The 25,686-nt window shown below is 61.6% G+C and carries 26 protein-coding genes, 1 tRNA gene and 1 riboswitch; of the genes, 16 read left to right on the forward strand and 11 right to left on the reverse strand.

Annotation, left to right across the window (positions count from 1 at the left end; genetic code table 11):
• The first annotated feature begins 256 nt into the window (after positions 1-256).
• From proS to EOC93_RS13280, 3 genes are read left to right on the forward strand one after another with little or no spacing between them, the layout of a single operon-like run.
• Positions 257-1,585: a proline--tRNA ligase gene (gene proS / locus EOC93_RS13270; RefSeq protein ID WP_127204827.1), complete on the forward strand. Its 1,329-nt coding sequence runs from the start codon at positions 257-259 to the stop codon at positions 1,583-1,585.
• The gene (locus EOC93_RS13275) at positions 1,582-2,868 is read left to right on the forward strand and encodes a lipoprotein-releasing ABC transporter permease subunit (protein ID WP_127204828.1); all 1,287 of its coding nucleotides are present in this window, start codon (positions 1,582-1,584) and stop codon (positions 2,866-2,868) included. The genes proS and EOC93_RS13275 overlap by 4 nt, the downstream gene beginning before the upstream one ends.
• Positions 2,865-3,548: an ABC transporter ATP-binding protein gene (locus tag EOC93_RS13280; RefSeq protein WP_185928275.1), complete on the forward strand. Its 684-nt coding sequence runs from the start codon at positions 2,865-2,867 to the stop codon at positions 3,546-3,548. The genes EOC93_RS13275 and EOC93_RS13280 overlap by 4 nt, the downstream gene beginning before the upstream one ends.
• A gap of 399 nt (positions 3,549-3,947) precedes the next feature.
• Here EOC93_RS13280 and lipB read toward each other — a convergent pair whose 3' ends face one another.
• Positions 3,948-4,691, reverse strand: a complete 744-nt coding sequence (gene lipB, locus EOC93_RS13285) for a lipoyl(octanoyl) transferase LipB (RefSeq protein ID WP_127204829.1) — start codon at positions 4,689-4,691, stop codon at positions 3,948-3,950.
• A 282-nt stretch (positions 4,692-4,973) separates the two neighbouring features.
• Between lipB and EOC93_RS13290 the strand changes: the two genes are divergently transcribed.
• Positions 4,974-5,058: transfer RNA gene (locus tag EOC93_RS13290), tRNA-Leu, on the forward strand.
• A 193-nt stretch (positions 5,059-5,251) separates the two neighbouring features.
• Here EOC93_RS13290 and EOC93_RS13295 read toward each other — a convergent pair.
• Positions 5,252-6,070 (reverse strand): methyltransferase domain-containing protein, encoded by an 819-nt coding sequence (locus tag EOC93_RS13295; protein WP_164759130.1) that lies wholly within the window; start codon positions 6,068-6,070, stop codon positions 5,252-5,254.
• A gap of 218 nt (positions 6,071-6,288) precedes the next feature.
• Between EOC93_RS13295 and EOC93_RS35365 the strand changes: the two genes are divergently transcribed.
• The 5 genes from EOC93_RS35365 to EOC93_RS13320 all read left to right on the forward strand — a co-directional run bounded on the left by EOC93_RS35365 (position 6,289) and on the right by EOC93_RS13320 (position 9,561).
• The gene (locus tag EOC93_RS35365) at positions 6,289-6,960 is read left to right on the forward strand and encodes a hypothetical protein (protein WP_127204831.1); all 672 of its coding nucleotides are present in this window, start codon (positions 6,289-6,291) and stop codon (positions 6,958-6,960) included.
• Positions 6,924-7,343: a hypothetical protein gene (locus EOC93_RS35370; protein WP_127204832.1), complete on the forward strand. Its 420-nt coding sequence runs from the start codon at positions 6,924-6,926 to the stop codon at positions 7,341-7,343. Before EOC93_RS35365 ends, EOC93_RS35370 begins: the two co-directional genes overlap by 37 nt.
• A 45-nt stretch (positions 7,344-7,388) precedes the next feature.
• Positions 7,389-7,904, forward strand: a complete 516-nt coding sequence (locus tag EOC93_RS13310) for a TRAP transporter small permease (RefSeq protein WP_127204833.1) — start codon at positions 7,389-7,391, stop codon at positions 7,902-7,904.
• A gap of 3 nt (positions 7,905-7,907) precedes the next feature.
• Positions 7,908-9,197: a TRAP transporter large permease gene (locus EOC93_RS13315; protein WP_127204834.1), complete on the forward strand. Its 1,290-nt coding sequence runs from the start codon at positions 7,908-7,910 to the stop codon at positions 9,195-9,197.
• A 169-nt stretch (positions 9,198-9,366) separates the two neighbouring features.
• Complete coding sequence (locus EOC93_RS13320) at positions 9,367-9,561, forward strand: hypothetical protein (protein WP_127204835.1); 195 nt, start codon at positions 9,367-9,369, stop codon at positions 9,559-9,561.
• Between the two features lie 86 nt (positions 9,562-9,647).
• Here the strand turns inward: EOC93_RS13320 and EOC93_RS13325 are convergent, their stop codons facing one another.
• Positions 9,648-10,559: a dihydrodipicolinate synthase family protein gene (locus tag EOC93_RS13325; protein WP_127204836.1), complete on the reverse strand. Its 912-nt coding sequence runs from the start codon at positions 10,557-10,559 to the stop codon at positions 9,648-9,650.
• 321 nt (positions 10,560-10,880) lie between these two features.
• Between EOC93_RS13325 and EOC93_RS13330 the strand changes: the two genes are divergently transcribed.
• Entirely contained in the window at positions 10,881-12,599 is a 1,719-nt protein-coding gene (locus EOC93_RS13330; RefSeq protein ID WP_126106073.1) for a GH32 C-terminal domain-containing protein, read from the forward strand.
• Between the two features lie 40 nt (positions 12,600-12,639).
• Here the strand turns inward: EOC93_RS13330 and EOC93_RS13335 are convergent, their stop codons facing one another.
• From EOC93_RS13335 to EOC93_RS13355, 5 genes are all read right to left on the reverse strand, one after another.
• Positions 12,640-13,413, reverse strand: a complete 774-nt coding sequence (locus tag EOC93_RS13335; RefSeq protein ID WP_126106074.1) for an HAD-IIB family hydrolase — start codon at positions 13,411-13,413, stop codon at positions 12,640-12,642.
• Entirely contained in the window at positions 13,410-14,747 is a 1,338-nt protein-coding gene (locus EOC93_RS13340; protein WP_126106075.1) for a glycosyltransferase family 1 protein, read from the reverse strand. The genes EOC93_RS13335 and EOC93_RS13340 overlap by 4 nt, the downstream gene beginning before the upstream one ends.
• Positions 14,748-14,901: 154 nt before the next feature.
• Positions 14,902-16,227 carry an ATP-binding protein gene (locus EOC93_RS13345; RefSeq protein ID WP_126106076.1) on the reverse strand — a complete coding sequence of 442 codons (1,326 nt, stop codon included), beginning with the start codon at positions 16,225-16,227 and terminating at the stop codon, positions 14,902-14,904.
• On the reverse strand, positions 16,224-16,988 hold the full coding sequence (locus EOC93_RS13350) for a response regulator transcription factor (RefSeq protein ID WP_164547177.1): 765 nt from the start codon (positions 16,986-16,988) through the stop codon (positions 16,224-16,226). Before EOC93_RS13350 ends, EOC93_RS13345 begins: the two co-directional genes overlap by 4 nt.
• 28 nt (positions 16,989-17,016) lie before the next feature.
• Positions 17,017-17,874 carry a MipA/OmpV family protein gene (locus EOC93_RS13355; protein ID WP_126106077.1) on the reverse strand — a complete coding sequence of 286 codons (858 nt, stop codon included), beginning with the start codon at positions 17,872-17,874 and terminating at the stop codon, positions 17,017-17,019.
• Between the two features lie 422 nt (positions 17,875-18,296).
• Here EOC93_RS13355 and mgtE point away from each other — a divergent pair, with 422 nt between their 5' ends.
• Positions 18,297-19,727 (forward strand): magnesium transporter, encoded by a 1,431-nt coding sequence (gene mgtE / locus EOC93_RS13360; RefSeq protein ID WP_126106078.1) that lies wholly within the window; start codon positions 18,297-18,299, stop codon positions 19,725-19,727.
• A gap of 151 nt (positions 19,728-19,878) precedes the next feature.
• Positions 19,879-20,265, forward strand: a complete 387-nt coding sequence (locus EOC93_RS13365; RefSeq protein ID WP_023685221.1) for a MerR family DNA-binding transcriptional regulator — start codon at positions 19,879-19,881, stop codon at positions 20,263-20,265.
• A 19-nt stretch (positions 20,266-20,284) separates the two neighbouring features.
• On the opposite strand, the gene EOC93_RS13370 is transcribed toward EOC93_RS13365, so the two are convergent.
• The 3 genes from EOC93_RS13370 to EOC93_RS13380 all read right to left on the reverse strand — a co-directional run bounded on the left by EOC93_RS13370 (position 20,285) and on the right by EOC93_RS13380 (position 23,040).
• On the reverse strand, positions 20,285-20,776 hold the full coding sequence (locus tag EOC93_RS13370) for an isoprenylcysteine carboxylmethyltransferase family protein (RefSeq protein WP_095483466.1): 492 nt from the start codon (positions 20,774-20,776) through the stop codon (positions 20,285-20,287).
• On the reverse strand, positions 20,773-21,777 hold the full coding sequence (locus EOC93_RS13375; RefSeq protein ID WP_127204837.1) for a DUF1624 domain-containing protein: 1,005 nt from the start codon (positions 21,775-21,777) through the stop codon (positions 20,773-20,775). The genes EOC93_RS13370 and EOC93_RS13375 overlap by 4 nt, the downstream gene beginning before the upstream one ends.
• A gap of 75 nt (positions 21,778-21,852) precedes the next feature.
• Positions 21,853-23,040: an aromatic ring-hydroxylating dioxygenase subunit alpha gene (locus EOC93_RS13380; protein ID WP_127204838.1), complete on the reverse strand. Its 1,188-nt coding sequence runs from the start codon at positions 23,038-23,040 to the stop codon at positions 21,853-21,855.
• Between the two features lie 140 nt (positions 23,041-23,180).
• A riboswitch (cobalamin riboswitch) is annotated at positions 23,181-23,374 on the forward strand.
• 36 nt (positions 23,375-23,410) lie between these two features.
• Here EOC93_RS13380 and EOC93_RS13385 point away from each other — a divergent pair.
• Genes EOC93_RS13385 through cobO form a run of 4 tightly spaced genes read left to right on the forward strand, consistent with a single transcriptional unit; the run spans position 23,411 to position 25,524 of the window.
• Positions 23,411-23,590 carry a CbtB domain-containing protein gene (locus EOC93_RS13385; protein WP_095483469.1) on the forward strand — a complete coding sequence of 60 codons (180 nt, stop codon included), beginning with the start codon at positions 23,411-23,413 and terminating at the stop codon, positions 23,588-23,590.
• Between the two features lie 15 nt (positions 23,591-23,605).
• On the forward strand, positions 23,606-24,385 hold the full coding sequence (locus EOC93_RS13390; RefSeq protein WP_095483470.1) for a CbtA family protein: 780 nt from the start codon (positions 23,606-23,608) through the stop codon (positions 24,383-24,385).
• Complete coding sequence (gene cobU, locus EOC93_RS13395) at positions 24,378-24,905, forward strand: bifunctional adenosylcobinamide kinase/adenosylcobinamide-phosphate guanylyltransferase (protein WP_095483471.1); 528 nt, start codon at positions 24,378-24,380, stop codon at positions 24,903-24,905. The genes EOC93_RS13390 and cobU overlap by 8 nt, the downstream gene beginning before the upstream one ends.
• Position 24,906: 1 nt before the next feature.
• The gene (gene cobO, locus EOC93_RS13400) at positions 24,907-25,524 is read left to right on the forward strand and encodes a cob(I)yrinic acid a,c-diamide adenosyltransferase (protein ID WP_127204839.1); all 618 of its coding nucleotides are present in this window, start codon (positions 24,907-24,909) and stop codon (positions 25,522-25,524) included.
• Positions 25,525-25,686: the final 162 nt, after the last annotated feature.

Here is a 25,686-nt window from a genome sequence, read left to right on the forward strand (position 1 = left end):
GGCACATTAGACCAAGGCGGGTGAAAATGTCACGCAGAATTTTGCCTGGAAATAGGCAATCTCGTGCTGCACTGCACAATAGTGTGGCAAGCGTTGCTTGCGAAACGACCAGCAAGGCGGATGCGGCACTGCGGCACCCTTTGCGGCGCTTGGGGGGCGGGTTTCCATTCCGTCATGAAATGGCTATGAAGCCGGGGCAAGCAAGCCCAGCGCTGCGCCGATTCCGGTGCGGTAACTCTCTCTCACGGACCAGTCCATGCGTTTGTCGCGCTATTTCCTGCCTATCCTCAAAGAAAACCCGCGCGAGGCCGAAATCGTCTCGCACCGGCTGATGCTACGCGCCGGCATGATCCGCCAGCAGGGGCAAGGCAGTTTTTCCTGGCTGCCGCTCGGCAAAAGGGTGCTGGACAAGGTCTGCCGGATCATTCGCGAGGAGCAGAACCGCGCCGGCGCGCTCGAGATCCTGATGCCGACCATCCAGTCCGCCGAGCTGTGGCGCGAAAGCGGCCGCTATGACGATTATGGCAAGGAGATGCTGCGCATCAAGGACCGGCAAGATCGGGACATGCTCTATGGGCCGACCAACGAGGAGATGGTCACCGAGATTTTCCGCGCCTATGTGAAGTCGTACAAGGATCTGCCGCTCAATCTCTATCACATCCAGTGGAAGTTCCGCGACGAGGTGCGGCCGCGCTTCGGCGTCATGCGCAGCAGAGAGTTCCTGATGAAGGACGCCTATTCCTTCGATCTCGACTTCGAAAGCGCCAAGGCGGCCTATAACAGGATGTTCGTGTCCTACCTCAGGACGTTCACGCGCATGGGGCTGCAGGCGATCCCGATGCGTGCCGACACCGGGCCGATCGGCGGCGACCTCAGCCACGAATTCATCATCCTGGCCGACACCGGCGAGAGCCAGGTCTATTGCCATCGCGATTATCTCGCGCTTGATGTGCCGGGCGCGGACACGGACTTCTCCAACGATGCCGCGATCGGCGACATCGTCAAGACATGGACGACGCCCTACGCCGCGACCGACGAGATGCACGACGAGGCGGCGTGGGAGAAGGTTGCGACGACCGACCGTGTCTCGGCGCGCGGCATTGAGGTCGGCCACATCTTCCATTTCGGCGACAAATATTCGAAGCCGATGGGCGCCAAGGTGACCGGGCCCGACGGCAAGGATCATTTTGTCTCCGGAGGTTCCTACGGCATCGGCCCGTCGCGCCTGGTCGCGGCGATCATCGAGGCCAGCCATGACGACAACGGCATCATCTGGCCGGAGGCGGTGGCGCCTTTCGACATCGGTCTGATCAATATGAAAGCCGGTGACGCCGAGTGCGACCGCGTCTGCGATGAGCTCCATGCAGCGTTTGTCGCCGCCGGCAAGGACGTGCTCTACGACGACACCGACCAGCGGCCGGGCGGCAAGTTCGCCACCGCCGACCTGATCGGCCTGCCGTGGCAGGTGATCGTCGGGCCGCGCGGCGTGGCGGCCGGCGAGATCGAGATCAAGAACCGCAGGACCGGCGAGCGTGAGACGCTGCCGATCGCAGACGTGAAGAAGCGTTTCGGTTCTGCCGCATGAGCGAAGCCGCAGTAGCGAAACCCCCGGCCGCCGGACCTTTTTCCGTTTTCGAACGCATGGTCGCGTGGCGCTATCTGCGCTCGCGCCGCAAGGAGACGGTGATCTCGGTCATTGCCTCGATCTCCTTCCTCGGCATCATGCTGGGCGTCGCCACGCTGATCGTCGTGATGGCCGTCATGAACGGGTTTCGCGCCGAACTTCTGACGCGCATTCTCGGCGTCAATGGCCATCTGATCGTGCAGCCGCTTGACATGCCGCTGGAGGACTATGCGCAGGTTGCCGGCCGCATCAACGGCGTGCCCGGCGTCAAATACGCTATTCCGCTGATCGACGGGCAGGTGCTGGCGCAAGGCAATGTCGGCGGCGGGTCAGGAGCGCTGGTGCGCGGCATCCGCGGCGAGGATCTGGGCAAGATTTCGATCGTCGCCAACAACATCAAGCAGGGCTCGATCGCTGGCTTCGACACAAGCGAGGGCGTCGCCATCGGCAGCCGCATGGCTGAGAATCTCGGTCTTGTGCTCGGCGACACCATCACGCTGATCGCGCCCGACGGCGACGTGACGCCGCTCGGCACGACGCCGCGCATGAAGGGCTACCCGGTCACGGCGATCTTCGAGGTCGGCATGTCGGAATATGACAGCTCCATCGTCTACATGCCGTTTTCGGAAGCGCAGCTCTATTTCAACATGGATGGCCGGGCCCAGGCGATCGAGCTCTATGTCGACAATCCCGACAATGTCGACGCGCTGAAGCCGAAGATCGAGGAGGCGTCGCAGCGGCCGATCACCATGGTGGACTGGCGAGAACGCAACAGGACATTCTTCGATGCGCTGCAAGTGGAGCGCAACGTCATGTTCATGATCCTGACGCTGATCGTGCTGGTGGCGGCGCTCAACATCATTTCGGGCCTGATCATGCTGGTGAAGGACAAGGGCCACGACATCGCCATCCTGCGCACCATGGGCGCCACGCGCGGCGCGATCCTGCGCATCTTCCTGATGACCGGCGCGGCGATCGGCGTGGTGGGCACCATCGCCGGCGTGCTGCTCGGCGTTGTAATCTGCCTGAACGTCGAGCGAATCCGCCAGTTCTTCTCCTGGTTGGCCGGCGAGAGGCTGTTCAATCCCGAGCTCTATTTCCTCAGCCAGCTGCCTGCCCGCATGGACGCCAGCGAGACGATCTCGGTGGTGCTCATGGCGCTGGTGCTGTCGTTCCTGGCGACGCTGTTTCCGGCATGGCGCGCGGCCAGGCTCGATCCCGTCGAAGCGCTGAGGTACGAATGATGGCCGAGGCCATTATCGAGCTGAAGAGCGTCGAGCGGCACTATGTCCAGGGTCCGCGCAAGCTGACCATCCTGAACGGCGCCGATTTTTCGCTGAAGCGCGGCGAGATCGTGGCGCTGGTGGCGCCTTCGGGCACCGGCAAATCGACGCTGTTGCACACAGCCGGACTGCTGGAACGGCCGGACGCCGGCGATGTGATTCTAGCCGGCCGCGCTTGCGGGCGGCTTTCCGACGACGAGCGCACGGCGATCCGCCGCAACGATGTCGGCTTCGTCTATCAGTTCCATCACCTGCTGCCGGAGTTCACGGCGCTGGAAAACATCATGATGCCGCAGCTGATAAAGGGGCTGACGCGCAAGGAGGCTGCCGAGCGTTCGGCGCAGCTGCTCGACTACATGCAGATCGGCAAGCGCGCGCAGCATCGCCCCTCCGAACTGTCCGGCGGCGAGCAGCAGCGCGTCGCCATCGCGCGCGCCGTCGCCAATGCGCCGCTGGTGCTGCTGGCAGACGAGCCGACCGGCAACCTAGACCCGGTCACCGCCTCTTATGTGTTCGAGGCGCTGAGCGCGCTGGTCCGGCAATCGGGCCTGGCGGCGCTGATCGCCACCCACAATCACGAGCTTGCCTCGCGCATGGACCGTCGTGTCACGCTGGCCGACGGCAAGGTTGTTCCGCTTTAGGTGTATCGATATTCAGGTGATGCCGGCCTGACCTGAATCTCCACACTTGGCGACTGACTATCAGCATGCTGTCCGGCTGCATTTTCGCCACACGCAACCAGCGCCGAAAACGGCGGAAATCCGGCTCGCAACCTTTTCTTAACCCTGCCGAACTGAGCGCCCGGAATTTCGCGACACGCTCGGATTGCGGTCGTTGACATTCGAACAAAATTAGAACAAAATACGAACATACTGAAAACAGGAGAGCGTTATGACCGGTCTTGTTCAGGATGTCGTGTCACTGGTGTGCATGAGCACGTTTCTCGTTTCCATGGCAATCTGGATCGGAGCGATGTGAGGCAGCGTGCCCCGTTCTTCACGGGGGGAGGGGCAGCGTCGGAGTTCGGTGGTTCAGCGCTGTCAGCCAGCCTTGCGGGCGGTTTCGACAATCAAAGGCGCCGCCGGTCCGAAGACATCCTCGAATGCGGATTTCAGCGCGAGATCGAGGTCGGCCATCCCCAGGGGAAGACCGAGATCGACAAGGCTGGTAACGCCGTGGTCCTGCACGCCGCACGGCACGATGCCGCTGAAGTGGCTGAGATCCGGCTCGACATTGATGGCGATGCCGTGAAAGCTCACCCAGCGCCTCAGCCTGATGCCGATGGCAGCGATCTTGTCCTCGGCCGGCGATCCGTCAGGCAGGGTGGGGCGATCCGGTCGCACCACCCAGACGCCGACGCGGTCCTCGCGCCGTTCGCCGAGCACGTTGAAGGCGGCGAGCGTGCCGATGATCCATTGTTCAAGTGCCGCGACGAAGGCGCGGACATCCTCGCGCCGCCGCTTCAGGTCGAGCATCACATAAGCGACCCGCTGGCCTGGCCCGTGATAGGTGTATTCGCCGCCGCGCCCGGCCGCGAACACCGGGAAACGGTCTGGCTCGATCAGGTCCTCGATGCGGGCGCTGGTGCCGGCGGTGTAGAGCGGCGGATGCTCGACCAGCCAGACCATCTCGCCGGCGGCGCCGCTTCGGATCGCTTCGGCACGCGCCTCCATAACGGCAAGCGCATCCGGATAGGCGGTGAGGCCGGGTTCGATCCGCCATTCGACCGGCGCCGAACCGGGCAGGGGCAGGAACGACGTGGCGATCTGGCTGCGTTCTGTCATGGCGTGTCTCGTCTAAAGCGCGCCGCGTTTGAAGGGAACCGTGGGCACGCTTTAGATTTTCGTTTTATGCATATCGTTGTCCCAAAACCGCTGCGCACTTTTGGGCGACATGCATTAGCCTCACATATGGCGGCAATCGGGCGAAACGTCCAGTTCCGGGCGCGTTCCAGCTCTTTGAAGGGTTATGCCGAAGCCCGGGCAATTATTGCGCGACGCGCCCTTGTTTCGCCGGAAACGATTTGCTACACGCCGCGAGCCGGTTCGTTTCGGCTCCTACCACGTGCGGTCGTGGCGGAATTGGTAGACGCGCAGCGTTGAGGTCGCTGTGGGGCAACCCGTGGAAGTTCGAGTCTTCTCGACCGCACCAGCTTTATCCAATAAGCTATTATTCTACCTCGCAATTTCTGTTTCCTTGCAGTTCTTCCCAAGACTGTTCATGCAAACTGAAACACTGCGCGAAACTGCGGGCGGTTTGGGCGCGCGGTAAGCCGCGCACTAACCGCGTGGCTTGACCCAAAGCCGTCATACGGCAAGGCCGTTGCCGGAAGGCAATGCATCTGTCAGTACGTCATTCGCCCCCACGCCTGAAAGATGCGTGGAAGGGATATGGTCGTGTCCGACCGGTCGGCAAAGGATTTGATCTCGCGCGTCACGTGGTCGACCTCTTCGGCGGTGGCGATGCCCGATGCTGCGACGGCTCCGGCGATCGCCGCCATGGTGAGCGATGTGGTCTGTTTGATGTCGCGGCTTCGCCCGAAGGGTTGGACGAGGCCGGAGTCGACACTAGCAAAGCCCGCGCTTTCCAGAAGGCGGACCAGCCTGCGCCCGATGAACGGGTCGCCGCCACGCGCCTTGAGCGTCGCGACAAAGAGCTCGCTATAGCGATCAACGGCCGGACAAGGCGGATCGCAGAATTGGCCGGCATAGTCGATATCCTCGACGATCAAGACGCCGCCGGACGCCAGCGCCGCCCTTGCTCTCGCCAGCACTTCCTCCGGGCTCGCGAGATGCGTGAGAACGAACCGGATATAGACCAACGCGGCGCCCGAGATTGGCCATGGATTGAGCACGCTCGCCTTGTGAAACGCGACATTGGCGAGGCCGCGGTTGGCTGCCTCTTCGCGGGCCGCCGCCAGCTTCTCTTCGTCGAGATCGAATCCGACGACGCGGCCGTTTGAACCGACCCGAGCCGCCAACTCGAAGCTGACGTCACCGCCGCCGCAACCGGCGTCCAGCGCCAACATTCCGTTCAGCGGTTCGAAGCGATCGAGAAGCGCTCGGGTTGCCGGCGCCAGCACGTGCGAGATGAGGGCGAGCCGCGACCGCCCTTCCTCGCCACCCTTGATGATGTAGCTCCGGAGTTCCTCAGCATTGGCCATGGGTCTCCCCAATTGCTGTTGACGCTGCCGTTTGGCCAGCATCAGTGCCAAGCCGCCCGCCTCCTTCCACAGCAAATTGCCATATGGCGGCGCCGCCGATCAACAACGACTCTCCCCGCTGTTACAGACGTAACTAAATTCCGTTACGCTGAAATCATTCTGTAGCGCAATTCTCCGAGACAGCGCCATTCATGACATGAGAGTGCGGAGCGCGAAGGATGATCTATCAGCAGTCATGGGATGTCGTCAGAAACCTTCTCTCGGCGATCGGGATCGTGGGCACTGTACTTGCCCTGACCGCAGCGGCACCCGCGCAGGAAGTGACACTGACAGTGGCCGATCAGAATCCGCCGACCGCCTGGGGCTCCGTCCACGCGATGCAGCCCTGGATCAAGAAGATCGAGGAAGCAACCAAAGGCCGCGTGAAGATCGAGCACTATCCGGGGCAGACCTTGGTGAAAGGGACGGAGACGTGGAACGCGGTGCGCGCCGGCGTCGTCGACATTGGCTGGTGCTTCCACGGCTACTGGCCGGACGTCACCCCGCTGTCGGATGTGATCACCCTGCCTGGCCTGCCGATCACGTCCGCCGAGAAAGGCAGCGAAGTGTTGTGGAAACTCTACGAAAGGTTCCCCGCCATACGGGAGGAATATGCTGAGACCCAGCCGCTGGCGCTGTGGACGAGCCATCCGTACTTCATCCTCACCACCAGCAAACAGGTGAAGACGCTGGAGGATTTGAAGGGTCTCAAGATACGCGTGACCGGCGGACCGCCGACCGAGCAGATGAAGGCGCTGGGCGCCGTGCCGACACTGGTCCCGATGCCGGATGTCAACAGGCCCTCGACAAGGGCGTGGTCGACGGCATGGGAGCGCCCTGGGAGGCGGTGAATGCCTTCCGGCTCTACGAGGTCGCGAAATACTACACGATCGCGCCGCTCTCTGCCGTGTACGGCTCGCTGTGCGCCAACAAACAGAAATGGGACAGCCTGCCCATGGATATCCGCGACGCCATCATGAGCGTCAGCGGCCTCGAAGGTTCGAAATTATGGGGCAGGAACTTCTTCGACGCAGCCGAGCAGGCAGCCCTCGACGGGGCCGAGGCGGAAAACCGCGAGATGATCCGCTACGCGATGCCGACGGAGGAGGTGGTGCGCTGGAACAAGGTCGCCGCTCAGCCGCTCTGGGACGCTTGGGTCAAAAAAATGGAAGCCAAAGGCCACAAGGAGGCCCGACAGATTCTTGAAGCCACCATCGAGATGTTGAACGACTGATGTTCGGCGGTTCTCAGAGCGAGATGACGCCTCAACGAAAAGCCGATGTCCGACACGATGCCACCATCCCAAGACATGATCGTTCTTGGACGAATCGAGAAATGGCAGCGGCGTTGCGAGTTCATGCTCGTTTACGCCGCCGTCACTGCGACCGCCATCATGATGCTGCTGACCAGCGCCGATGCCGTCTGTCGTTATTTTTTGAACAGCCCGATCCTGATCGCCTACGAGCTCACCGAGAAATACTTGATGACCGCGGCAATCTTTCTCGGCCTGCCTTCCGCATTTCGAGGCGGAGCCTTCATCCGGGTGACCTTTCTGGTGGATCGGCTTTCGCCGTTGCCGCGATCGATTACTGATCACCTCGCATACATCGTCGCCATATTGTGCTGCCTCGTGTTCGCGGCGGCGACCGTGCAGCAGGCATACCGCTCGCTCTTCGAGCCTACGACGCTGAGCGCGCTGCCGATTCCGGTCGGCCCGGCGTATTTGCTGCCCCCGCTCGGCTTCCTCATTCTTGCGCTGGCAATCCTGACCGGCTCGCCGCGTCGTGAACGCTAGCCGATGGTCACCGCGCTTCCCTTAGTCGCACTGGTCGCGCTTCTGCTGCTCGGCGTGCCGATCGCGGTCGCGCTTGCCGCGTCGGGAATGCTGGGCATTTATGTGGTGACCGGCGATCTCGCCAAGATACTGGGCATCGTCGCCCTGACGCCGTTCGATACGGTGGCGGACTATGCCCTCACGACGATCCCGATGTTCATCCTGATGGCCTATTTCTCGGCTTCGAGCGGGCTCGCGCGCGACCTTTACACCGCCGCGAGCAACTGGTTGTCGCTCATCCCAGGTGGGCTTGCTATCGCCACCGTGTTGTCCTGCGGGGTTTTCGGCGCGATGTCGGGTGCGAGCGTCGCCGCGGCCTCGGTGATGTCGAAGATCGCCATGCCGGAGATGCGCCGGCACGGCTATTCCGAAGAGCTTGCCGCCGGCGCGATCGGCGTCGGTGCCACGCTCGACATCCTGATCCCGCCAAGCGTCGCCATGGTGATCTACGGGCTCACCACGCAGACTTCCGTCGGCAAGCTGCTGATCGCCGGCATCATGCCTGGCATTCTGGTCGGTATCCTGCTGACATTGACGATCTATCTCTGGGCCAAGATCAGCCCGTCGCACGCACCGGAGACCTATCGGGTTCCCGGCAGGGAGCGCTGGGCAAGCCTCGCGCGCGTGTGGCCGAGCCTGTTGCTCATCGTCATCGGGATCGCGCTGCTCTACCTCGGGATCGCTACTCCGACCGAGGTGGGCGCGGTCGGCGCGTTGATGGCGGGCGTGATCGGCGTCGCACTTGGCGGGCTGTCGGCGCATGGCGTGCTGGAGGCGCTGAAATCGACGATTCGCACCTCCGCCATGATTTTCCTGATCCTGATCGGCGCGACCTTATTCGGCCACTACATGACGCTCAGCCGCATTCCGCAGGAGATCGTCGCGTTGGTGACCGCGATGGATCTCAATCGCTGGATGGTGATCATCGGCATTTTGGCGGTCTACTTCGTCATCAGCATGTTCATGGACGAGATCCCGCTGCTGCTTCTGACATTGCAACTGACGTTCCCGCTCATCACTTCGCTCGGCTTCGATCCGATCTGGTTCGGCGTCGTTTCCATGATGATGGTCGCCATGGGGCTTGTCTTCCCGCCGGTCGGCCTCGTCGCGTTCGTCGTTGGCACGACCGCGGAAGCCGACCTGACGAAGGTATACAAGGGCACCAGCATCCTGACGATTGCGCTCGTCGTGACGACAGTGCTGCTGATCATCTTCCCGCAGATCGCCCTGTGGTTGCCGGCGACAATGCGCTGATCATAGGCTGAGCCGTTCCGGGCGGCAGCGGATCGCTGCTCTTCCGCCGTTGCTACAACTGTAATCAAATTCCTCCTCGCTGAAATCATTCCGTAGTGCGGCCCTTCGACTATCGCGCCCAAAATTTTCGTCAATCAGGCCCAACATTTTCGTCAATCAGGAGAGCGCGATGTATCGAAACGGCATCTTTCCGCACGAAGTGCGCCGAGCCCTCGATGGGCGGGTCAGGCGAATCAAGAACTCGGCAAGAACCACAGGCAGGCGCGTGTCCGATCCTGACATTCAGTCGCTGCTGCGACCGCTTTACGAGAAGCGCTACGGCTCGCGCAGAAAACACGCCGGCTATCAGCGGTCCGGCCGCTGACCCAGTTCGACATCCCTTTTTCCCAACCAGCCGGGAGGGACAACATCGATGTGTCCAAAGAAGATCGGCAAAGCCGAAGACGAAAGCTAGACGCGGCTTTCCAGCCGCGAAAGCAGGTAGTCTACCTCTTGTCTGGCCGCCGCCGACAACGCGCTGCCCGGCTTGCGCTGGGCATCGGACGCGATGGCACCGCGCTTCATCATCACATATTTGCGTACCGCAAGTCCCACACCGGGTTGCTGCTCATAGCGCAGATAGGGCAGGTGGGCGTCGAAAAGATCGTGCGCCTTGTCGCGCTCGCCGGTGGCAGACAGCTTCACCACGTCGACCAGCATATCGGGGAAAGCATAGCCAGTCATCGCGCCGTCGGCGCCGCGCTCCATCTCGAAGTCGAGGAAGAGGCCGCCATTACCGGTGAGGATGGACAGCGGCCGTAGCGAGCCGTCCTTCTGGAAGCCGCGCAGCGCGCTGATCTTCTCCAGGCCCGGCCAGTCCTCGTGCTTGAGCATGAAGCAGGCCGGATTGTCGGTGACAATGCGGCGGATGACGGCCGGCGTCATGACGACCGAGAGGGTCAGCGGATAGTCCTGCAGGACGAAAGGAACATCCTCGCCGACTGCTTCGGATGCGTTGCGGAAATAGGTGACGATCTGGTCGTCGGTGCGCAGCGATGGCTGCGGCGCAATCATCACGCCCTGGGCGCCGACCTCCATCGAGGCACGCGCAAGGCTGCGCATGGCGGCGAAGCCGGGTGCGGAGACGCCGACGATGACCGGCAGCTTGGTGCGCGCCACGATGCGTTTGACGATCTCGAGCGATTCGCCGGCGTCGAGCTTCGGGGCCTCGCCCATGATGCCGAGGATGGTCATCCCATCGACGCCGCAGCGCTCGTAAAAATCGACCATCGAATCGAGTGATTCCCAGTCAATCTTGCCATCCGCCTCGAACGGCGTCGGGGCAATGGTGTAGACACTTTTGGTGTCAGGACCGATGGCCATGAGATTCTCCTAAAATTCAGCTTTCAGCGTAGCGGGCCGACGTCCGACCCAACCCGGCAGCTGGTCCGGGCGGGCGCGAAGATTTCGTAGAACGTGGTTTTTAGCACGCATTTTTTTGATATTCCCGTGCCTCGCCAAAGGAGGCTGAGACCGATGCTGGCGCCGATCCGTGCGGCGGATGGACGTCGAAGACCATCGATCCGGGGACGACTTTGCTAAAGTGAGGATCCAGCTTTAACCTTCTGCAACGCATTTCCAGGTCGAAAACCGGGTTTGATACTCTATCTGTCCGGGAACGCCACACGGAACGGAGCCATCTTCATGAGTGACAGCCAGGTCCAGGTAAGGATTGCGGGAGGGGACACCATTCGAAGCCTGCATGCCGACCTGCCAGTCAACGCCACGTTCCATATCTGGCTCAAGGCGACCAAGCCGGACGTTCCGGGCTCGCTGTCTTTTTCCAATGTCCGTGGCAAGTTCGGCGAGGTAAGCGTTACGAACGCCGAAGAGTATGAATTCAGGATTTTTCACGTCTTCGGCGGTGGCAGCGTCGAACTGGATTACGACACGGATCAAACCTCGGTGTCGGTTGCCTATTGGTTCGCGTTGGCCGACGTGCTGGAGACAGGTATTACAGTTATCCACACCAATCCGGGAAATGCGCCGCCGAACATCCCTGACAGCTATCATTTTCGTCCGCCGTTCGGCTGGATGAACGATCCCAACGGCTTTGGCCGATTTGGAGGTCGCCCACATCTCTTTTATCAGCACTATTCCCATGGTCTTCGGTGGAACACGATGCATTGGGGGCACGCCGTATCTTCGGATTATTTGCGATGGCGCCACATGCCTATCTTCCTGTTCCCATCGGAAGATCTTACCGCACGGCCCGACAGACGGGGCGGTGCGTATTCCGGCTCGGCCGTCCCGCTTGCCGATGGCCCGGGCATTCGCGTCTTTTTTACCGAGCAGGTACAGGACCGCATCCCAGAACAGCAGATCCAACTCACTGCCACTTCCAGCGACCTCATCATGGCGGGAAATGCGGACGTCATCCTGCCATACCGCCCGCTTGACGAGGGACTGACAGCGGATTTTCGCGACCCATACGTGTTCAGGGGGCCGGATGGCCTTTGGAAAATGCTGCTGGGCAGCCAGAGCAGCGAAGGCGGCGTTGTCCTGCTCTACGAAACCCATGACCATACGGCGGCCAGCGGCTGGACGTATATCGGCAAGCTTCTGGTCGAGAAACACTATCGGACGACGGCGATCGAATGTCCCTGTCTGCTGCCGCTCGACGGGCCTGCGACCGATCCCGCGACGCGCTGGGTTCTAATTCTCGGGTTGATGAACAGTGAGGACCAGTCCACCCGGCGCAAGAACCTGACAATGGCCATTGTAGGCTGGTTCGATGGACAGACTTTTGCCAAGGAATTCGAACAGGAACTGGACTTCGGGACGGATAACTACGCCTTCCAGGCCTTCGTCGACGGTGATGCCATTGTCGGTATAGGCTGGCTTGCCAACTGGGCCGACACCGGACCGGCGATCGATTTCCCCACCGCCATGACGCTGCCTCGCAATATCCATCTGTCTGCAGGCGAGTTGCATACCCCGCCCATCGGAGCTGCCGAGAGCCTGCGGAGCCATATTCTGGACCGAACACGCCTTGCGGCCGGAGAGCAGGTAAGCTTTATCAACGGCGCCGTCGAAATCCTGTTCGAGTTGGAAAAACCGGGGGTCCATTTCCACCTGAAGCTCGAGCATCCAACTGTCCGCCTCGACGTTGTCGTCGACGACGAGGGACTTGCCATTTGTCATGGAGACGACGCGGCGGAATCTCCTCACTATATCGCCAAGGGAGCCCGCCCAAAACGGCTGCGGATATTCCTCGACTACGGATCGATCGAGGTGTTCGCCGATCGCGGTCGTTGGGCTGGCACGAAACGGATCAGCGGTTTTGAGCCGATACAATCCGCACGTCTCATCGCCGAAGCGGGTGCCGTTCTACACGCGACGGTATGGGCGCTCAAACCCTGACGAGGAGATCCTATTTCCAGTTCAGGATTGGATTTCCAGCTCAGGATTGGGCATTCTCAAACACCGACCAATGAACGAGGCCTTCGACGACACCAAGGGCGAACTGTTCCTTCGCGCTGTAAATCAGCGGGTTGTCCTGAGCCATGTCAAGCAGTTCGGGTAGGGCATTGGCGACGACAATCCCGCGCGCACCCGGCAGGTCGAACATACTGCGATCGTTGTTGGTATCGCCGGCGACGACCACCTCATCAAGGCCGATGTCGAGTTCATTGCAGAGCCAGGCCAGCGCCTGCCCCTTGTCTGCTGAACGCGGCAGGATATCGAGATCGCGTCCGCTCGAATAGATCATCGTCACGGACAGGCCGGCATCCTCCAGCGCGCGCTCGATGCTGGCAAGGGCGTCCGGACTTGCGTCGTGCAGGTACCAGCTCGATTTGAAGGCGTGTTGATAACCGTCGGGTTGCCGGATGGTGTCTTTGAGCGATCCGAGCACCGCATCGACCTTTTCAAGCGACCAGCCTTCCGAAAACCTCTGGGTAAAGTGCCCCAAATCAGTAAAGTGTGCGGGGCGCGAGGTGTGCCGCGGGCCGGCGAGCATCGTGCCGACACCCCCGATCACGTAGTCCGGCGCTGGCAGGCCGACTTCGTCGACGAAATTCAAAATGTCGTCGGCCAGACGACCGCTATTGTAGACGAGAATCGGGCGGTGCTCGGGGTCGAGCGCTTCCCATTTGGACCGAAAGCGTGACGTCGCTGGCGGATCGCCTGCGAGCGTCCCGTCGAGATCACTCGATAGAAGCGCGATCGGTCTCAATCGCCGTCGTTCCACGGTTCGTCCCAATCATGGTCGTCGACCGCCTTCAACACCGGACGTCCCTCGACAAGGCTGACCAGCTGTTGCGCGATACCTGTCCAGGTGAACAGACTGCGCGCCTTGTGCGCACCCATGCGACCCAGTCGGCCGTAGAGGCGCGGGTGCTTCATAGGTTTGACGATCGTGATGCCGAGGTCTTCCTTGTCGAACGGATCACCGAAGAGCGCGTGCCGGCCATAGCTGATCCCGCGATAGAGGCCGCCATGGATCGTAACCACGGTGGGCGTTCCGCAGGCCATTGCCTCGATCGCGGTCATGCCGAACGGCTCGTAGCGGCTCGACAGCACGAACATGTCCGCCGCACGATAGGTGTCGGCCAGATCCTCGTCGGCAACATAGCCGGAGAAGACGACACGATCCTGCAAGCCTAGCTGTTCAACCTGTTCCTTGAGCTGGTTCAGGATCTTCTGTTCCTGCTCGTCCATGTTCTCGCCGCCGACGGCGAGCCTCAGGACCGCATCCGGCACACGCGGCGCCACCACGGAAAACGCATCGATCAGCAGGTCATAGCCCTTATTGGTGGCGAGCCGGCCGAGCGCCAGGATCGTTCGTCCCTCGAAACCGAGCCGGTGGCGGATCAGCCGGCGAGACGCCTCGCTGACGGGGAAGAACCGGTTGTCGTCGTAACCGGGCGGGATCATGTGCACGCGGTCGCGCTCTAGGCTGTAGTCTTCGACCAGCATGTCCACCTGCGGCGGCGTTGTTGCAATCACCATGGCGCAGCTTCGATAGATGATCGTCTCGTGCTTTATGCGCTCGGTGAAATTGAATTCGGCTTCGAATGTATCGGCCTTGTCCGGGTAGTCCGTCTTCATCTGGCGCTGTTTCCATATGCCGAGAGAATGCGGCGTATGGATGTGCGGGATAGTGAGCGCCTCCGACAGTCGTTGCCCCGCCACACCCGCATCCCAGTAGTGACTGTTGATGAAGTCGTAGGAGAGGTTTTCCCTGCGAATTAGGCGCAGCGCGTTTTCACACCATTCGAGAAGGTGGCGGTGGAGATATTCCTTGGGAATGAAATCGGGTCCGCCACAGGCGACACGCAGAACACGAACCCCGTCGGCCACTTCATCGATAGGAGGTTGGTCTTCAAATCGTCGCGTCCAAATATCGACAGCATAGCCCAATTGGGCCAGCTTTTTGGCCAGTTCCAGGACGTAGACCACCTGTCCGCCGGTATCGGCCGCGCCCAGTGGTGGGTTGGCTGCAACGTAGCCATGGGTTGAAATAAGAGCAATTCTAGGTATCGCCGCATCCGAGTTGTCGTTCGGCATCTGTATCCTTCTCTACGATTGATCTCCGCACGCCCGCGGTCGAAGCGAGCGCAGGTTCAACTATATAGGGATTCCGGCCTCCATCGGCAAACATTGAGAGACCCAATTTTGCTGCCCTGGTCCAACACACCGTGTCCTCTCGGGGCGGGCCGTCTTATGACGGCTGGACATTTGGTTCATTCGGCAGATCGACGGTAACGACGAGCCCGGTTGGCTGGTTGTCCTGCAATTCGATCTTGCCGCCGTGCCCCTGGATGATGTCCGCAACGATCGACAGACCCAGACCGAAGCCATGCTTCGACGTACCACCGCGCGACGTGTCCTCCTTGAAGAACGGTTCGAAGACGCGGGCGCGCGCGAGTGTCGGAATGCCCGGCCCATCATCGACGACCGCGATGCGCGCCGCTGTATCGGTCTGCGTCAATGCGACGGTGACGTTGCCGGCGAACCTGACGCCGTTGTCGCAGAGATTGGTGATCGCCCGCGCCAATGCATTGGGTTTGCACCAGCCCAGAAGCCGGTCCGGCCCGGAATATGAGACCGGAAACCCGACGTCCGAAAATTCGGCGCAGACGGTTTGCAGCACGCTGGCAATGTCGGCGCGCTGCAGCTTCTCTGTCGAGACGTCGTTGCGCAGATAGGTCAAGGTCTCGTCTACCAGATCTTCAATATGCTGGATATCGGACAGCATCGCGGTTCGGATGAGCCCATCGTCCATGCGCTCGGCGCGAAGCCGCAGCCGCGTCAAAGGCGTGCGCAGATCGTGGCTGACGCTGCGCAACATGCGTGTGCGGTTTTCGATCATGGTCCGGATGCGTGTTCTCATCCTGTTCAGCGCGCGCGCCAGGCCGACCATTTCGATGGAGCCGCGTTCGACGAAAAGCTCGTCGCCATTCTCGATCTCGGCCGAACCGACAGCCGTCGAGATGCGTTTCAATGGATCCGTCACGGCCCACACCGCAAACAGCCAGATCAGGGTGGGCAAGGCGATGAAAGCCATAAACTTGTAGAATAAGGAATGGACGAGGTCTGAGGTCAGTAAGGTATCGGGCACTCCGAAATGAGCCAGGATGGTCTGCTGATCCAGGCCGATGACAAACGCGGATTGACCGTCGATGGTCAGCCACCGCCCGTCAATCGGCCTGTCTTCGACCCCAAGAAGCCATTCGATGTTTCGCCATTGCAGATAAGAATATGGAATACTGTCGGTCTTTTCCTTCGAAATTATCTTGAAATCCAGGCCCGCACGAGCCGTCGCTGCGAGGATCTCGTTACGAGCTGTCGCTGGTGCTTTGCGCAACAGGCCGGCAATCACGCTGGCTCGCACGACGCTGTCGTCGATGACCGGCAGGTCGATATTCCTGGTAAAGCTTTCGATGACCGATCCGGTGGACAGGATCACAAATACCGCGACGAGAATGATTGCCGCAAGTTGCCCACGCACTGACTGCGGCAGGCTGCGACGGATGAAATTCCTCATGCTTCCTCCACCGTCGCGGTGAAGATGTAGCCACCCAGCCGAACAGTTTTGAGAAGCACCGGATCGCGCGCGTCCTTTTCGATCTTCTGGCGGATGCGGCTGACATGGACGTCGACGCTTCGCTCGATCGGTCCGGCGAGCCCGGCATGAGTGACGCCGAGAAGCTCCTCGCGCGACAGAACCCGGCCGGCGTTGCGGCAGAAGGCGAGCAGCAGGTCGAATTCATGCGTCGTAGTCGAAACCCGCGCATTGCTCGGATCATGCAATTGCCGACGGATAGGGTCGAGGCGCCAGCCGTTGAAGAGAAGCGCCTTCGACCAATCCCGCTCTTCGGGAGCGTAGGCCGTCCGGCGCAGCAACGCCCGTATCCTGGCCGTCAGCTCGCGCGCGCTGAACGGTTTCGTCACGTAGTCGTCAGCGCCGATCTCCAGTCCGAAGATACGGTCGATTTCTTCGCCAAGCGCGGTCAGCATCAGGATCGGAACGTTCGTTTGCGCGCGAAGACGGCGGCAGATGCTGAGGCCGTTTTCACCGGGGAGCATGACATCGAGCACGATGAGATCGAACTTCTGGTTGCGAAGCGCGGCGTCCATCCGGACGCCGCTCTCGGCTATTTCCACGATCATGCTGTTTTCAGTGAGCGTCTCGCCCAGCATGCGCGCGATCTCGACATCGTCTTCGACAATGAGGATGCGCCAAACTTGCCTTGTCGATTTGGACTCGGCGTTCAAATCGCCCTGGTGCCGTGCGACGTTTGCCATTGCCTGGACTGGTAACCTGTGTGGGCGGTTAGAACCGATATCCGACGAGAAGCATGCCTGAAGGCTGGATCTTTTCGACGACGATCGGACTGTCGGCGGCGTCACCCACGAGAACGCCGATTCCCGCTTCGCCGCGCACCATCCAGTTCTGGTTGAGCATATATGTGGCGGAGACCGAAAAATCGGCGCGCTTCAACCCGGCGCCGGCATCATAGCGCGCCAGCCCAGAGCGAGCCGATTGTTCCGGCGTGACGCCGAAATAGGCCTGCATATGATTTTCGTCGGCGAAGACGGCGGAAGCGCGGGCGCCAATCATCAATGATTGGGACAGCGGCTGGCTGACCTCGATCCCGACCTCACCCACTAGGCCATCGCTGCCGCCGATGGTCTTGTCCACTTGCGCAAAGATTTCAGCCGGGCCGAAATTCACGGCGGCCTTCCCGCCGACGGTGGCGCCCATGCCGATGTCTCCCAGCCCGCGCAGACGGTCGGCATCGTCTTCATCGCGGCCCATTTCATAACCAAGCCGCGCGCTGAATGCGAACCGGTCTTGTTTATAGATTGCAATGTCGGCGCCTGTCGGATCGATCGTTACCACGTCGCGGAATGTCGCTGTGACAAAGGGCACCGGCATGATCTTGAACTCGTCGCTGCCCTCGTACTTTGGAACGATGATCGCGCCGCCGCCTACGACAACATGCCAGTCGGCCAGTTTTTGCTCGATGCGCCCGAAACGGGAAGGTTCGGGCGGCGGGAGGAAATCGTCTGAATTCACGGCAATGGCGTCGGCAGCAAGTGCTGTTCCCGGATGCGTTGAAAACAGGATGGCCATCGCTGCAAGAGAAGCCCGGCCGGCAAATATTCCAGAGTCCATTTTGGCGAACATGCGTGCTCCAGTATAGCGAGGCGATAAGCCCCCGATGCTCTCACCATTTCAGATGAAAGTGGCCGCATGCGTGAAGTGATGTTAAGTTTTGTTGCGCAATCGTGGTTTCATCTTGGCGCCTACGAGAGAACGATAATGCCAGATGATCGATCCGTTCCTGCTTCGGACGATCAGGAGTAAACGATCGCCCGTCCGCTAATCCAAGTCGCATCAGCCTTCGCCTCCCTGCAGGACAGGGCGCATTTTCGTTTGATATTCCCGCGCGTTGCGTCATAGAGCGGCGGACTTTCAAGTCTAGACGTGCCGCCGCTCTATCTTTGTGTTTGGGCATCGGATTTTGCCAAAACCGGTTTCCACTTTTGGGCTCGATGCTCTAGACCTGACAGGCACCTTTTCCGGAATTCTGATGGCGGGAGGCGCTGGTGGAAGGCCAGGACGAACAGACGACCGGCGCCAGGGCCGCTGAAGACAGCCACGCCGACATCTATGGCGAGGACGGCGCCATTCTGTCGTCGTTCCTTGCCCAGATCGGCGCAGCGATCGCCGATCGCGACACGCTGACGCTGAAGCGTGAAGTCGACGACCTGCACCAATCGGAACTCGGCGATCTGCTCGAGGCGCTTCATCCCGAGCAGCGCCGCGCGCTGGTCGAATTGTTGGGCGCCGACTTCGACTTTTCCGCGCTGACCGAGGTCGACGAGGCGATACGCCGCGACATCGTCGACAATCTGCCCAACGCGCAGATCGCCCAGGGGGTGCAGGACCTCGATTCCGACGACGCGGTCTACATCCTCGAGGATCTCGAAAAGGAAGACCAGGACGAAATCCTGTCGCAACTGCCGTTCACCGAGCGGATCAGGCTGCGCCGCTCGCTCGCCTATCCCGAAGAGACCGCCGGCCGCCGCATGCAGACGGAGTTCGTCGCGGTGCCGCCGTTCTGGACGATCGGCCAGACCATCGACTACATGCGCGAGGACCAGAACCTTCCCGACCGCTTCAGCCAGATCTTCGTCATCGATCCGAGCTTCAAGCTGCTCGGCGCCATCGATCTCGACCAGATCCTGCGCACCAAGCGTTCGGTCAAGGTCGAAGAGGTCATGCATGAGACCAGGCACGCCATTCCGGCCAAGATGGATCAGGAAGAGGCGGCGCGCGAATTCGAGCAATACGACCTTCTCTCCGCCGCCGTCGTCGACGAGAATGACCGGCTGGTCGGCGTGCTGACGATCGACGATGTCGTCGACGTCATCCAGCAGGAAGCAGAGGAGGATCTGCTGCGCATGGGTGGTGTCGGCGACGAAGAACTCTCGGACAGCATTTTCTCGACCTCGCGCTCGCGCGTTCCGTGGCTGCTGGTCAACCTCGGGACGGCCTTCATCTCGGCCTCGGTGATCAGTATGTTCGGCGCGACGATCGAGGAAATGGTCGCACTTGCCGCACTGATGCCGATTGTCGCCTCGCTGGGCGGCAATGCCGGCACGCAGACGATGACAGTGACCGTGCGCGCGCTCGCCACACGTGACCTCGATATCTACAATGCCGGTCGCGTCATTCGCCGCGAGGTTGTGGTCGGCTTGCTGAATGGCATGGTCATTGCGGCGATCCTCGGGCTGGTCGCCGGCCTCTGGTTTCACAATCCCGACCTCGGTTTCGTCATTGCCGCGGCGATGATCGTGAACATGCTGGCCGCGGCACTCGGCGGCATTCTGATTCCGCTGTTCCTCGACAGGCTCGGCGCCGATCCGGCGATTTCGTCATCAATCTTCACGACGATGATTACCGACGTTATCGGTTTCCTCGCCTTCCTTAGCCTTGCAACCTGGTGGCTGCATCTGGGCGCCGGAGCCGGATAAGGCACTTCAATTGACTTTTACGTAAGTTGCGTGCGAAGTTTTGACGGAGAGCCAACCGATCGATTCCGGTACGGGACGAGCCGCTTTTGTGAATGAAGGGCATCGCCGCATGATGGGTGATCGCGCCGCTTTCCGGGCATTTGGAGTGATGATGCGGGAATATTATTCGATCACAGAACTGACCCGCGAATTCGATGTTTCGACGCGGACGCTGCGCTTCTATGAGGACGAGGGGCTGGTGCAGCCGGTACGGCGCGGCCGCACGCGGCTGTTTCGCCCGTCGGACCGGCATCTCATCCGCCAGATCATGCGCGGCAAGAGGCTCGGCTTTTCGATCAACGAAATCCGCGAAATCATCCAGATGTACAAGGAGCCGCCCGGGGAGGTCGGTCAACTCAATCTGATGATCAAGCGCATCGAGGAAAAGCGAGAGGATCTGCGCCAGAAGCGCCGGGACCTCGAAGAGACCCTGGCCGAGCTCGACCAGGCTGAGGAATCCTGCGTCGAGCGACTGGTGGAGCTCGGCGTCAACACTTGAGTGGCCTTTGCCGCACGCCTCAAATCCAGCGCCGCACCTTTTTCGCGTAATCCCGGTATTTCTTGCCGAATTTCGTCGCCAGGACTTTCTCCTCGCCTTCGATCGCCATCTTCTGCGTTGCGAAGGCCGCGATGATCGCCAGCGGCAGGAACCATACAATCCCCGAGACAAGGGCCACGCCGATCAGCAGCAGCGTGTTGGCCAGATAAATCGGGTTGCGGCTGACGGCGAAAGGGCCTGATGTGACCAGGTGGTCCGGCACGGCGTTTGGGTGGAGCGTCGTCTTTGCCCGGATCATGGTGCGGATCGCCGTGAACCAGAGTGCGACGACGCCGAACAATGCCACCCAGCCGGCCGCGAACAGGATGTCGCCTAGAAGGCCGCCGATCCATGGAAGCGGATAGAGCAAGCCAAGCGCGATGCTGACGGCGATGGCTGCGAGATAGATCAGTGGCGGCCACGGTATAAACCCCGGTTTAGGCTGCCCCGGTTTAGGCTGATGGTCGGTCATTGTGCTCCTCCCTCCATCAAAGTGCTGTCGGCTTTGGCTGTGCAGGCGCCGGCGAGCTCGTCGAGATGTGCCTTCCAGTCTGCAGCCTGGTCGTTGCTGTAGAGCCGATCAAGCGTCGCCTCGCCCTCGAGCGTATCGAGCATGCACACACAATAGCTGGAGCAGAACTCCGTGTCGCGCGATTGCTCGCACGACATCTGGCATTCTTTCAGGAAGGTCACCTGCCTGGTTTCGACCGGTGCCGGCATGATCTGCGAAAACAGCCAGACCGAGCCGATCAGCACCGGCTGGTGGATCAGATAGAAGGCGAGGCTGTGCCGGCCGATAAAGACCAGCGGATTTGTCCAGCGGGCAGGCGTGACGCTCGCCAGCCGCGTCAGCATGCCGGAGGCGGAGCTGAGCTTTGCCGCCGCGATGCCCGCAAGCACGGCGCCGAACCACGGCAACAGCGGGACATAATCGTTGGAGCGTGGATTGGTTGCCGACAGGCCGACCCACCACAGGGCCGGATGGTCGAAGATCCCGGACCTGAGATAGAGCGGAGCGGTGATGACGAAAGCCGCGACGACAAGCGTCAGCAGCGCCGGCAGCCGCAGAAACGCCAGGCCGAGCAGGCTGGCCAGCGCGATCTCGTGCAGGATGCCGAAGAAGATGAAGCTGTCGGGCGTGGCAAACCTTGTGGCGGCCGATATGGCGAGCGCCGCCCCGGCGACCATGGCGAAGCGTTTCCAGAAGCCGTTCCAGCGGATCTGTTTGCCATGGGCGAGGAACAGGCTGACGCCAACCAGAAACAGGAAGGTCGAAGCGATGCAGCGCGCGTAGAACTTCCACCAGCCGAAGGCGGTCAGGCCGGGATCGGTGTAGCCGAAGAATTCGAGATCCCAGGTGAAATGGTAGCTCGCCATGGCAAGCAAGGCGATGCCGCGTGCGACGTCGATGGCGATAATGCGCTTCGTCTTCGATTGATCCTGAACGGGGGCGACTGGCGTAAGGATGCTCATGGTCTCGCAATCTGATTCAGCACTGCAAGACGACTATCACGGTTGCCCCGGACAAAAGAAGGCGGGCCAAACCTCTCAGATGTTCAGGGCGTCGGTGAAAGCGCTGTGGCGTTCGCGCACCCAGTTGTGGAAGCGATGCAATTCATATTCCTCGGGCATCAGCACGCCGGCCTCGTGGCGCATCGAGCGCAGGCCCTTCTGGTTGACCTCGCAGATATCCGCGTCTTCCTCCAGCACCTGCCTGCCGAAGGCGACGATGTTGTCGATATCAGCCGTTGGATCGGCGAGCGCTTCGGGCGAAAAAAGCCATTCGGCGGTCAGTTCGGTCTGCTCCGGGCCGAGCGGCACCAGCCGCACGGTGCGGACATAATCGACATGGCCGACGATGAACATCGACGGCAAATTGGTGGCATAGGTCTGCCCGGCGGTACGCTCGGCGGACGTCAGCTCGGGAAAGGCCGGGCCGTGGACGCGCCCGTCGCGCGACCAGGTCTCGGCTCCGGCCCGCAGGCCACCGGAAAACTCCGGCGCGTCATTGTCGGCGTAACGGGCCCATTCCGGGTCGTCGTGCCGCCCCATCAGGCCGCGGCCATAGATCGGCACCAGCCGAGACAGGTCCTTGTGAACGCCCGGGCAATGCAGGCACTCGTTGAAGTTCTCCCAGAAAATCTTCCAGTTGCAGTCCATCACCTTGCGCAGCACATGGCCCGACACCAGCGTCTCCAGCGGCCAGTTGGCGAGATTGCCGGATGCGGGATCGAAGGATGTTTCGGCCGAACCGGCGGCGTCTTCCCTGAGATTGACGAAGACGAAACCGCGCCACACCGACAGTGCGACCCGATAGAGCGGATGATCGGCCTTGTCGAAGCCTTCAGGTAGCGATTTCGACGGCACGCGCACGAGATCGCCACGCAGCGAATAGGACCAGGCGTGATAGGGACAGGTGATGAGCCGCGCCTTCAGCCGTCCTTCGCTCGCCTGGCAGAGCTGCGAGCCGCGATGCCGGCAGGTGTTATGGAAGGCGCGCAGCTCGCCGGTCTCGTCGCGCAGCACGACGATCTCCTGCGTGCCGACACGGAATGTCCTGAACGCCAGCGGCTGGGCAAGGTCGGCCTCGCGGCAGACGAGCAGCCAGCTTCGATACCAGATGGCGTCGAGATCGCGCTGATGGGCGTCGATGTCCCAGTACGCCGACGACGGCAGCGTCGGTTCAAGTCGCGTCAAACCGTTATAGGGATCGTGCTCGCTCGGGCTGGGTTGCATGACCGGCTTCCTGTGATGCTCCAGCCGACACCCGGCCGCGAAAATTGTCAATCACGGCGCCGGCTGGCTGGCCTGCCAAGACGGCGCATTCGCGCTGGTAGCTGGCGGAATTTGGTTTGCCGGGCGTTACGATTCTGCCTATAGTCGCAGCCGTCGTCGGTTCCTTTGGAACCAAGAGGGAATGCGGTGAGGGCAAAATTTGCCCAATGCCGTGGCTGCCCCCGCAACTGTGTGCGGTAGTCCTCTCCATATGCCACTGAAGAGTTTCTTCGGGAAGGTGGGGAAGGGCGCTGATCCGCGAGCCAGGAGACCTGCCGGCGACAGGAGAACTGACTTCTATGCCCTCGGGTGGAGGGCGAAAGGACAAGACATGAATACCGCTTCCGTCTCGCTCGGCGCTTCCGTCTCCTCGCAGTCGCGCTTCTTGCAGCTGGCGCTTGCTGCATTTCTCGGCATTTTCGTCATGGGCTTTGTCGGCTTCTCGCATATCGATGCGGTCCACAATGCCGCTCACGACTATCGCCATTCGATGGCGTTTCCCTGCCACTGACGAGGGGCTGACATCATGACATTGTTTCGCAACGTCGTGTTCATCGCGGCGATCGCAGGGCTTGTGGCCGGCGTCGTCCTCGCCTGCATGCAGGCCTATGCCACCGTGCCGCTCATCCTGAAGGCGGAAGTCTACGAGCAGGCCGGCGGCGGCCACGCGCATGACCATGCCGCGGCGCCGATAGCACCTGCCGAAAACGCAATGAGCACGACTGCTATGAGCAGCGCCGCACCGGCTGAAGCTGCCGCTCCGGAAGACGAAGGCTGGGCGCCGGCCGATGGCTTCGAGCGTTTCGTCTTCAATATCGCTGCCAATGTCGTTACCGGCATCGGCTTTGCTCTGATCCTGGTCGCCGCTTCGGAGTTTGCCGGCGGCATCGGCAATTGGCGTCAGGGCCTGTTCTGGGGGCTCGCTGGCTTTGCCGTGTTCACGCTGGCTCCGAACCTTGGCCTGCCGCCCGAACTGCCGGCGATGCCGGCCGCCGATCTCGCCCAGCGCCAGATCTGGTGGATGGCGACAGTGGTGGCGACAGCGGCCGGTCTCGGCCTGCTTGCCTTCCGCAAGTCGCTGCCGCTGGCGCTGCTTGCCGTGGCATTGATCGTGGCGCCGCATATCGTCGGCGCGCCGCAGCCCGACAATTTCGAGTCGCCGATCCCGGAAGGTCTGCATCACCAGTTCGTGGTGGCGGTGACGCTGACCAATCTGGTGTTCTGGCTGGTGCTCGGCGCCGTCGTCGGCGTGGTGCGTGGCCGCTTGACCGGCACGGCGACGAGCCTGCGCGACAGCTTTGCCTGATCGCGTTGCTTCCGGCGGGACGCTGACGCTGGTCATCGGCGGTGCGCGCTCCGGAAAGAGCGCGCATGCCGAAAGATTGGTGACGGCCTGTCCGGCGCCGTGGACATACATCGCCACGGCGCAAGCCTATGACGACGAGATGCGCGAGCGCATCGCGCTGCACCGATCGCGGCGCGGCGAGGGCTGGACGACCATCGATGCGCCGCTCGATCTCGTCGGCGCGATCGAGGCCCTGCCTGACGGCCGGCCTGTCCTGATCGACTGCCTGACGCTGTGGCTGACCAACCATATGCTGGCCGAACATGACATTGAGGCTGAATGCCGGGGGCTGGCCGATGTGTTGTCGCGACCGCGCGGGCCATGGCTCGTGGTCTCCAACGAGGTCGGCCAGGGCATCGTGCCGGACAATGCGCTCGCCCGTCGGTTTCGCGATGCCGCCGGCCGGCTCAACCAGCAGGTCGCGACGATAGCCGATACGGTGCTGATGATGGTGGCGGGACTGCCGCTGAAGGTGAAATGACATGGCTGATACTATCGAACCCAAGGACGAAGAACGCCACCGCGCCAAGATGGCCAAGCGCAAGGCGGTGCAGGACGCCGAGGTCGCGGCAAAGACCGTCGAGAAGGGGCTGCTGATCGTCAACACCGGCCCCGGCAAGGGCAAGACCACCGCTGCCTTCGGGCTGGCGCTGAGGATGCTCGGCTACGGCAAGCGCGTCGGCGTCGTCCAGTTCATCAAGGGCAGATGGCACACCGGCGAGAAGGACGCCTTTGCCGTTTTCGGCGATCGGGTCGTTTGGCACACGATGGGCGAGGGTTTTACCTGGGAGACTCAGGATCTGAAGCGCGACATCGCTGCCGCCGAAGCTGCCTGGGCCAAGGTGCTCGAGCTGATGGCCGATCCGTCGATCAGCCTTCTGGTGCTCGACGAGCTGAACATCGCGCTGCGCTACGACTATCTCGATCTGGACAAGGTGGTGGCGGCGCTGAAAGGGCGCCGCGAGGGTCTGCACGTCGTCGTCACCGGCCGCAACGCCAAGCCGGCGCTGGTCGAGGCGGCCGATCTGGTCACCGAGATGGGCGTGACCAAGCATCACTTTTCCGCCGGCGTGAAGGCGCAGCAAGGCATAGAGTTCTGAGGGGTTTTGCCCGCGCCTCTTCTTCCTTCTCCCCTTGTGGGAGAAGGTGGATTGGCGCGCAGCGCCAAGACGGTTGAGGGGTGCTGGCCGGAGCGCTGTTGGTGCCAAGCTGGAACCCCCTTCATCCGGCCGCTTCGCGGCCACCTGCTCCCACAAGCGGAG

Origin of the sequence: Mesorhizobium sp. M6A.T.Ce.TU.002.03.1.1 (assembly GCF_003997275.1) — a bacterium.
Lineage (GTDB): Bacteria > Pseudomonadota > Alphaproteobacteria > Rhizobiales > Rhizobiaceae > Mesorhizobium > Mesorhizobium mediterraneum.

Excerpts from the sequence above, each read along its gene's own strand:
- proS (WP_127204827.1), top strand. The coding sequence starts at position 257 with ATGCGTTTGTCGCGCTATTTCCTGCCTATCCTCAAAGAAAACCCGCGC.
- EOC93_RS13275 (WP_127204828.1), top strand. The coding sequence starts at position 1,582 with ATGAGCGAAGCCGCAGTAGCGAAACCCCCGGCCGCCGGACCTTTTTCC.
- EOC93_RS13280 (WP_185928275.1), top strand. The coding sequence starts at position 2,865 with ATGATGGCCGAGGCCATTATCGAGCTGAAGAGCGTCGAGCGGCACTAT.
- lipB (WP_127204829.1), bottom strand. The coding sequence starts at position 4,691 with ATGACAGAACGCAGCCAGATCGCCACGTCGTTCCTGCCCCTGCCCGGT.
- EOC93_RS13295 (WP_164759130.1), bottom strand. The coding sequence starts at position 6,070 with ATGGCCAATGCTGAGGAACTCCGGAGCTACATCATCAAGGGTGGCGAG.
- EOC93_RS35365 (WP_127204831.1), top strand. The coding sequence starts at position 6,289 with ATGATCTATCAGCAGTCATGGGATGTCGTCAGAAACCTTCTCTCGGCG.
- EOC93_RS13310 (WP_127204833.1), top strand. The coding sequence starts at position 7,389 with ATGTCCGACACGATGCCACCATCCCAAGACATGATCGTTCTTGGACGA.
- EOC93_RS13315 (WP_127204834.1), top strand. The coding sequence starts at position 7,908 with ATGGTCACCGCGCTTCCCTTAGTCGCACTGGTCGCGCTTCTGCTGCTC.
- EOC93_RS13320 (WP_127204835.1), top strand. The coding sequence starts at position 9,367 with ATGTATCGAAACGGCATCTTTCCGCACGAAGTGCGCCGAGCCCTCGAT.
- EOC93_RS13325 (WP_127204836.1), bottom strand. The coding sequence starts at position 10,559 with ATGGCCATCGGTCCTGACACCAAAAGTGTCTACACCATTGCCCCGACG.
- EOC93_RS13330 (WP_126106073.1), top strand. The coding sequence starts at position 10,881 with ATGAGTGACAGCCAGGTCCAGGTAAGGATTGCGGGAGGGGACACCATT.
- EOC93_RS13340 (WP_126106075.1), bottom strand. The coding sequence starts at position 14,747 with ATGCCGAACGACAACTCGGATGCGGCGATACCTAGAATTGCTCTTATT.
- EOC93_RS13345 (WP_126106076.1), bottom strand. The coding sequence starts at position 16,227 with ATGAGGAATTTCATCCGTCGCAGCCTGCCGCAGTCAGTGCGTGGGCAA.
- EOC93_RS13350 (WP_164547177.1), bottom strand. The coding sequence starts at position 16,988 with ATGGCAAACGTCGCACGGCACCAGGGCGATTTGAACGCCGAGTCCAAA.
- EOC93_RS13355 (WP_126106077.1), bottom strand. The coding sequence starts at position 17,874 with ATGTTCGCCAAAATGGACTCTGGAATATTTGCCGGCCGGGCTTCTCTT.
- EOC93_RS13365 (WP_023685221.1), top strand. The coding sequence starts at position 19,879 with ATGCGGGAATATTATTCGATCACAGAACTGACCCGCGAATTCGATGTT.
- EOC93_RS13370 (WP_095483466.1), bottom strand. The coding sequence starts at position 20,776 with ATGACCGACCATCAGCCTAAACCGGGGCAGCCTAAACCGGGGTTTATA.
- EOC93_RS13375 (WP_127204837.1), bottom strand. The coding sequence starts at position 21,777 with ATGAGCATCCTTACGCCAGTCGCCCCCGTTCAGGATCAATCGAAGACG.
- EOC93_RS13380 (WP_127204838.1), bottom strand. The coding sequence starts at position 23,040 with ATGCAACCCAGCCCGAGCGAGCACGATCCCTATAACGGTTTGACGCGA.
- EOC93_RS13385 (WP_095483469.1), top strand. The coding sequence starts at position 23,411 with ATGAATACCGCTTCCGTCTCGCTCGGCGCTTCCGTCTCCTCGCAGTCG.
- EOC93_RS13390 (WP_095483470.1), top strand. The coding sequence starts at position 23,606 with ATGACATTGTTTCGCAACGTCGTGTTCATCGCGGCGATCGCAGGGCTT.
- cobO (WP_127204839.1), top strand. The coding sequence starts at position 24,907 with ATGGCTGATACTATCGAACCCAAGGACGAAGAACGCCACCGCGCCAAG.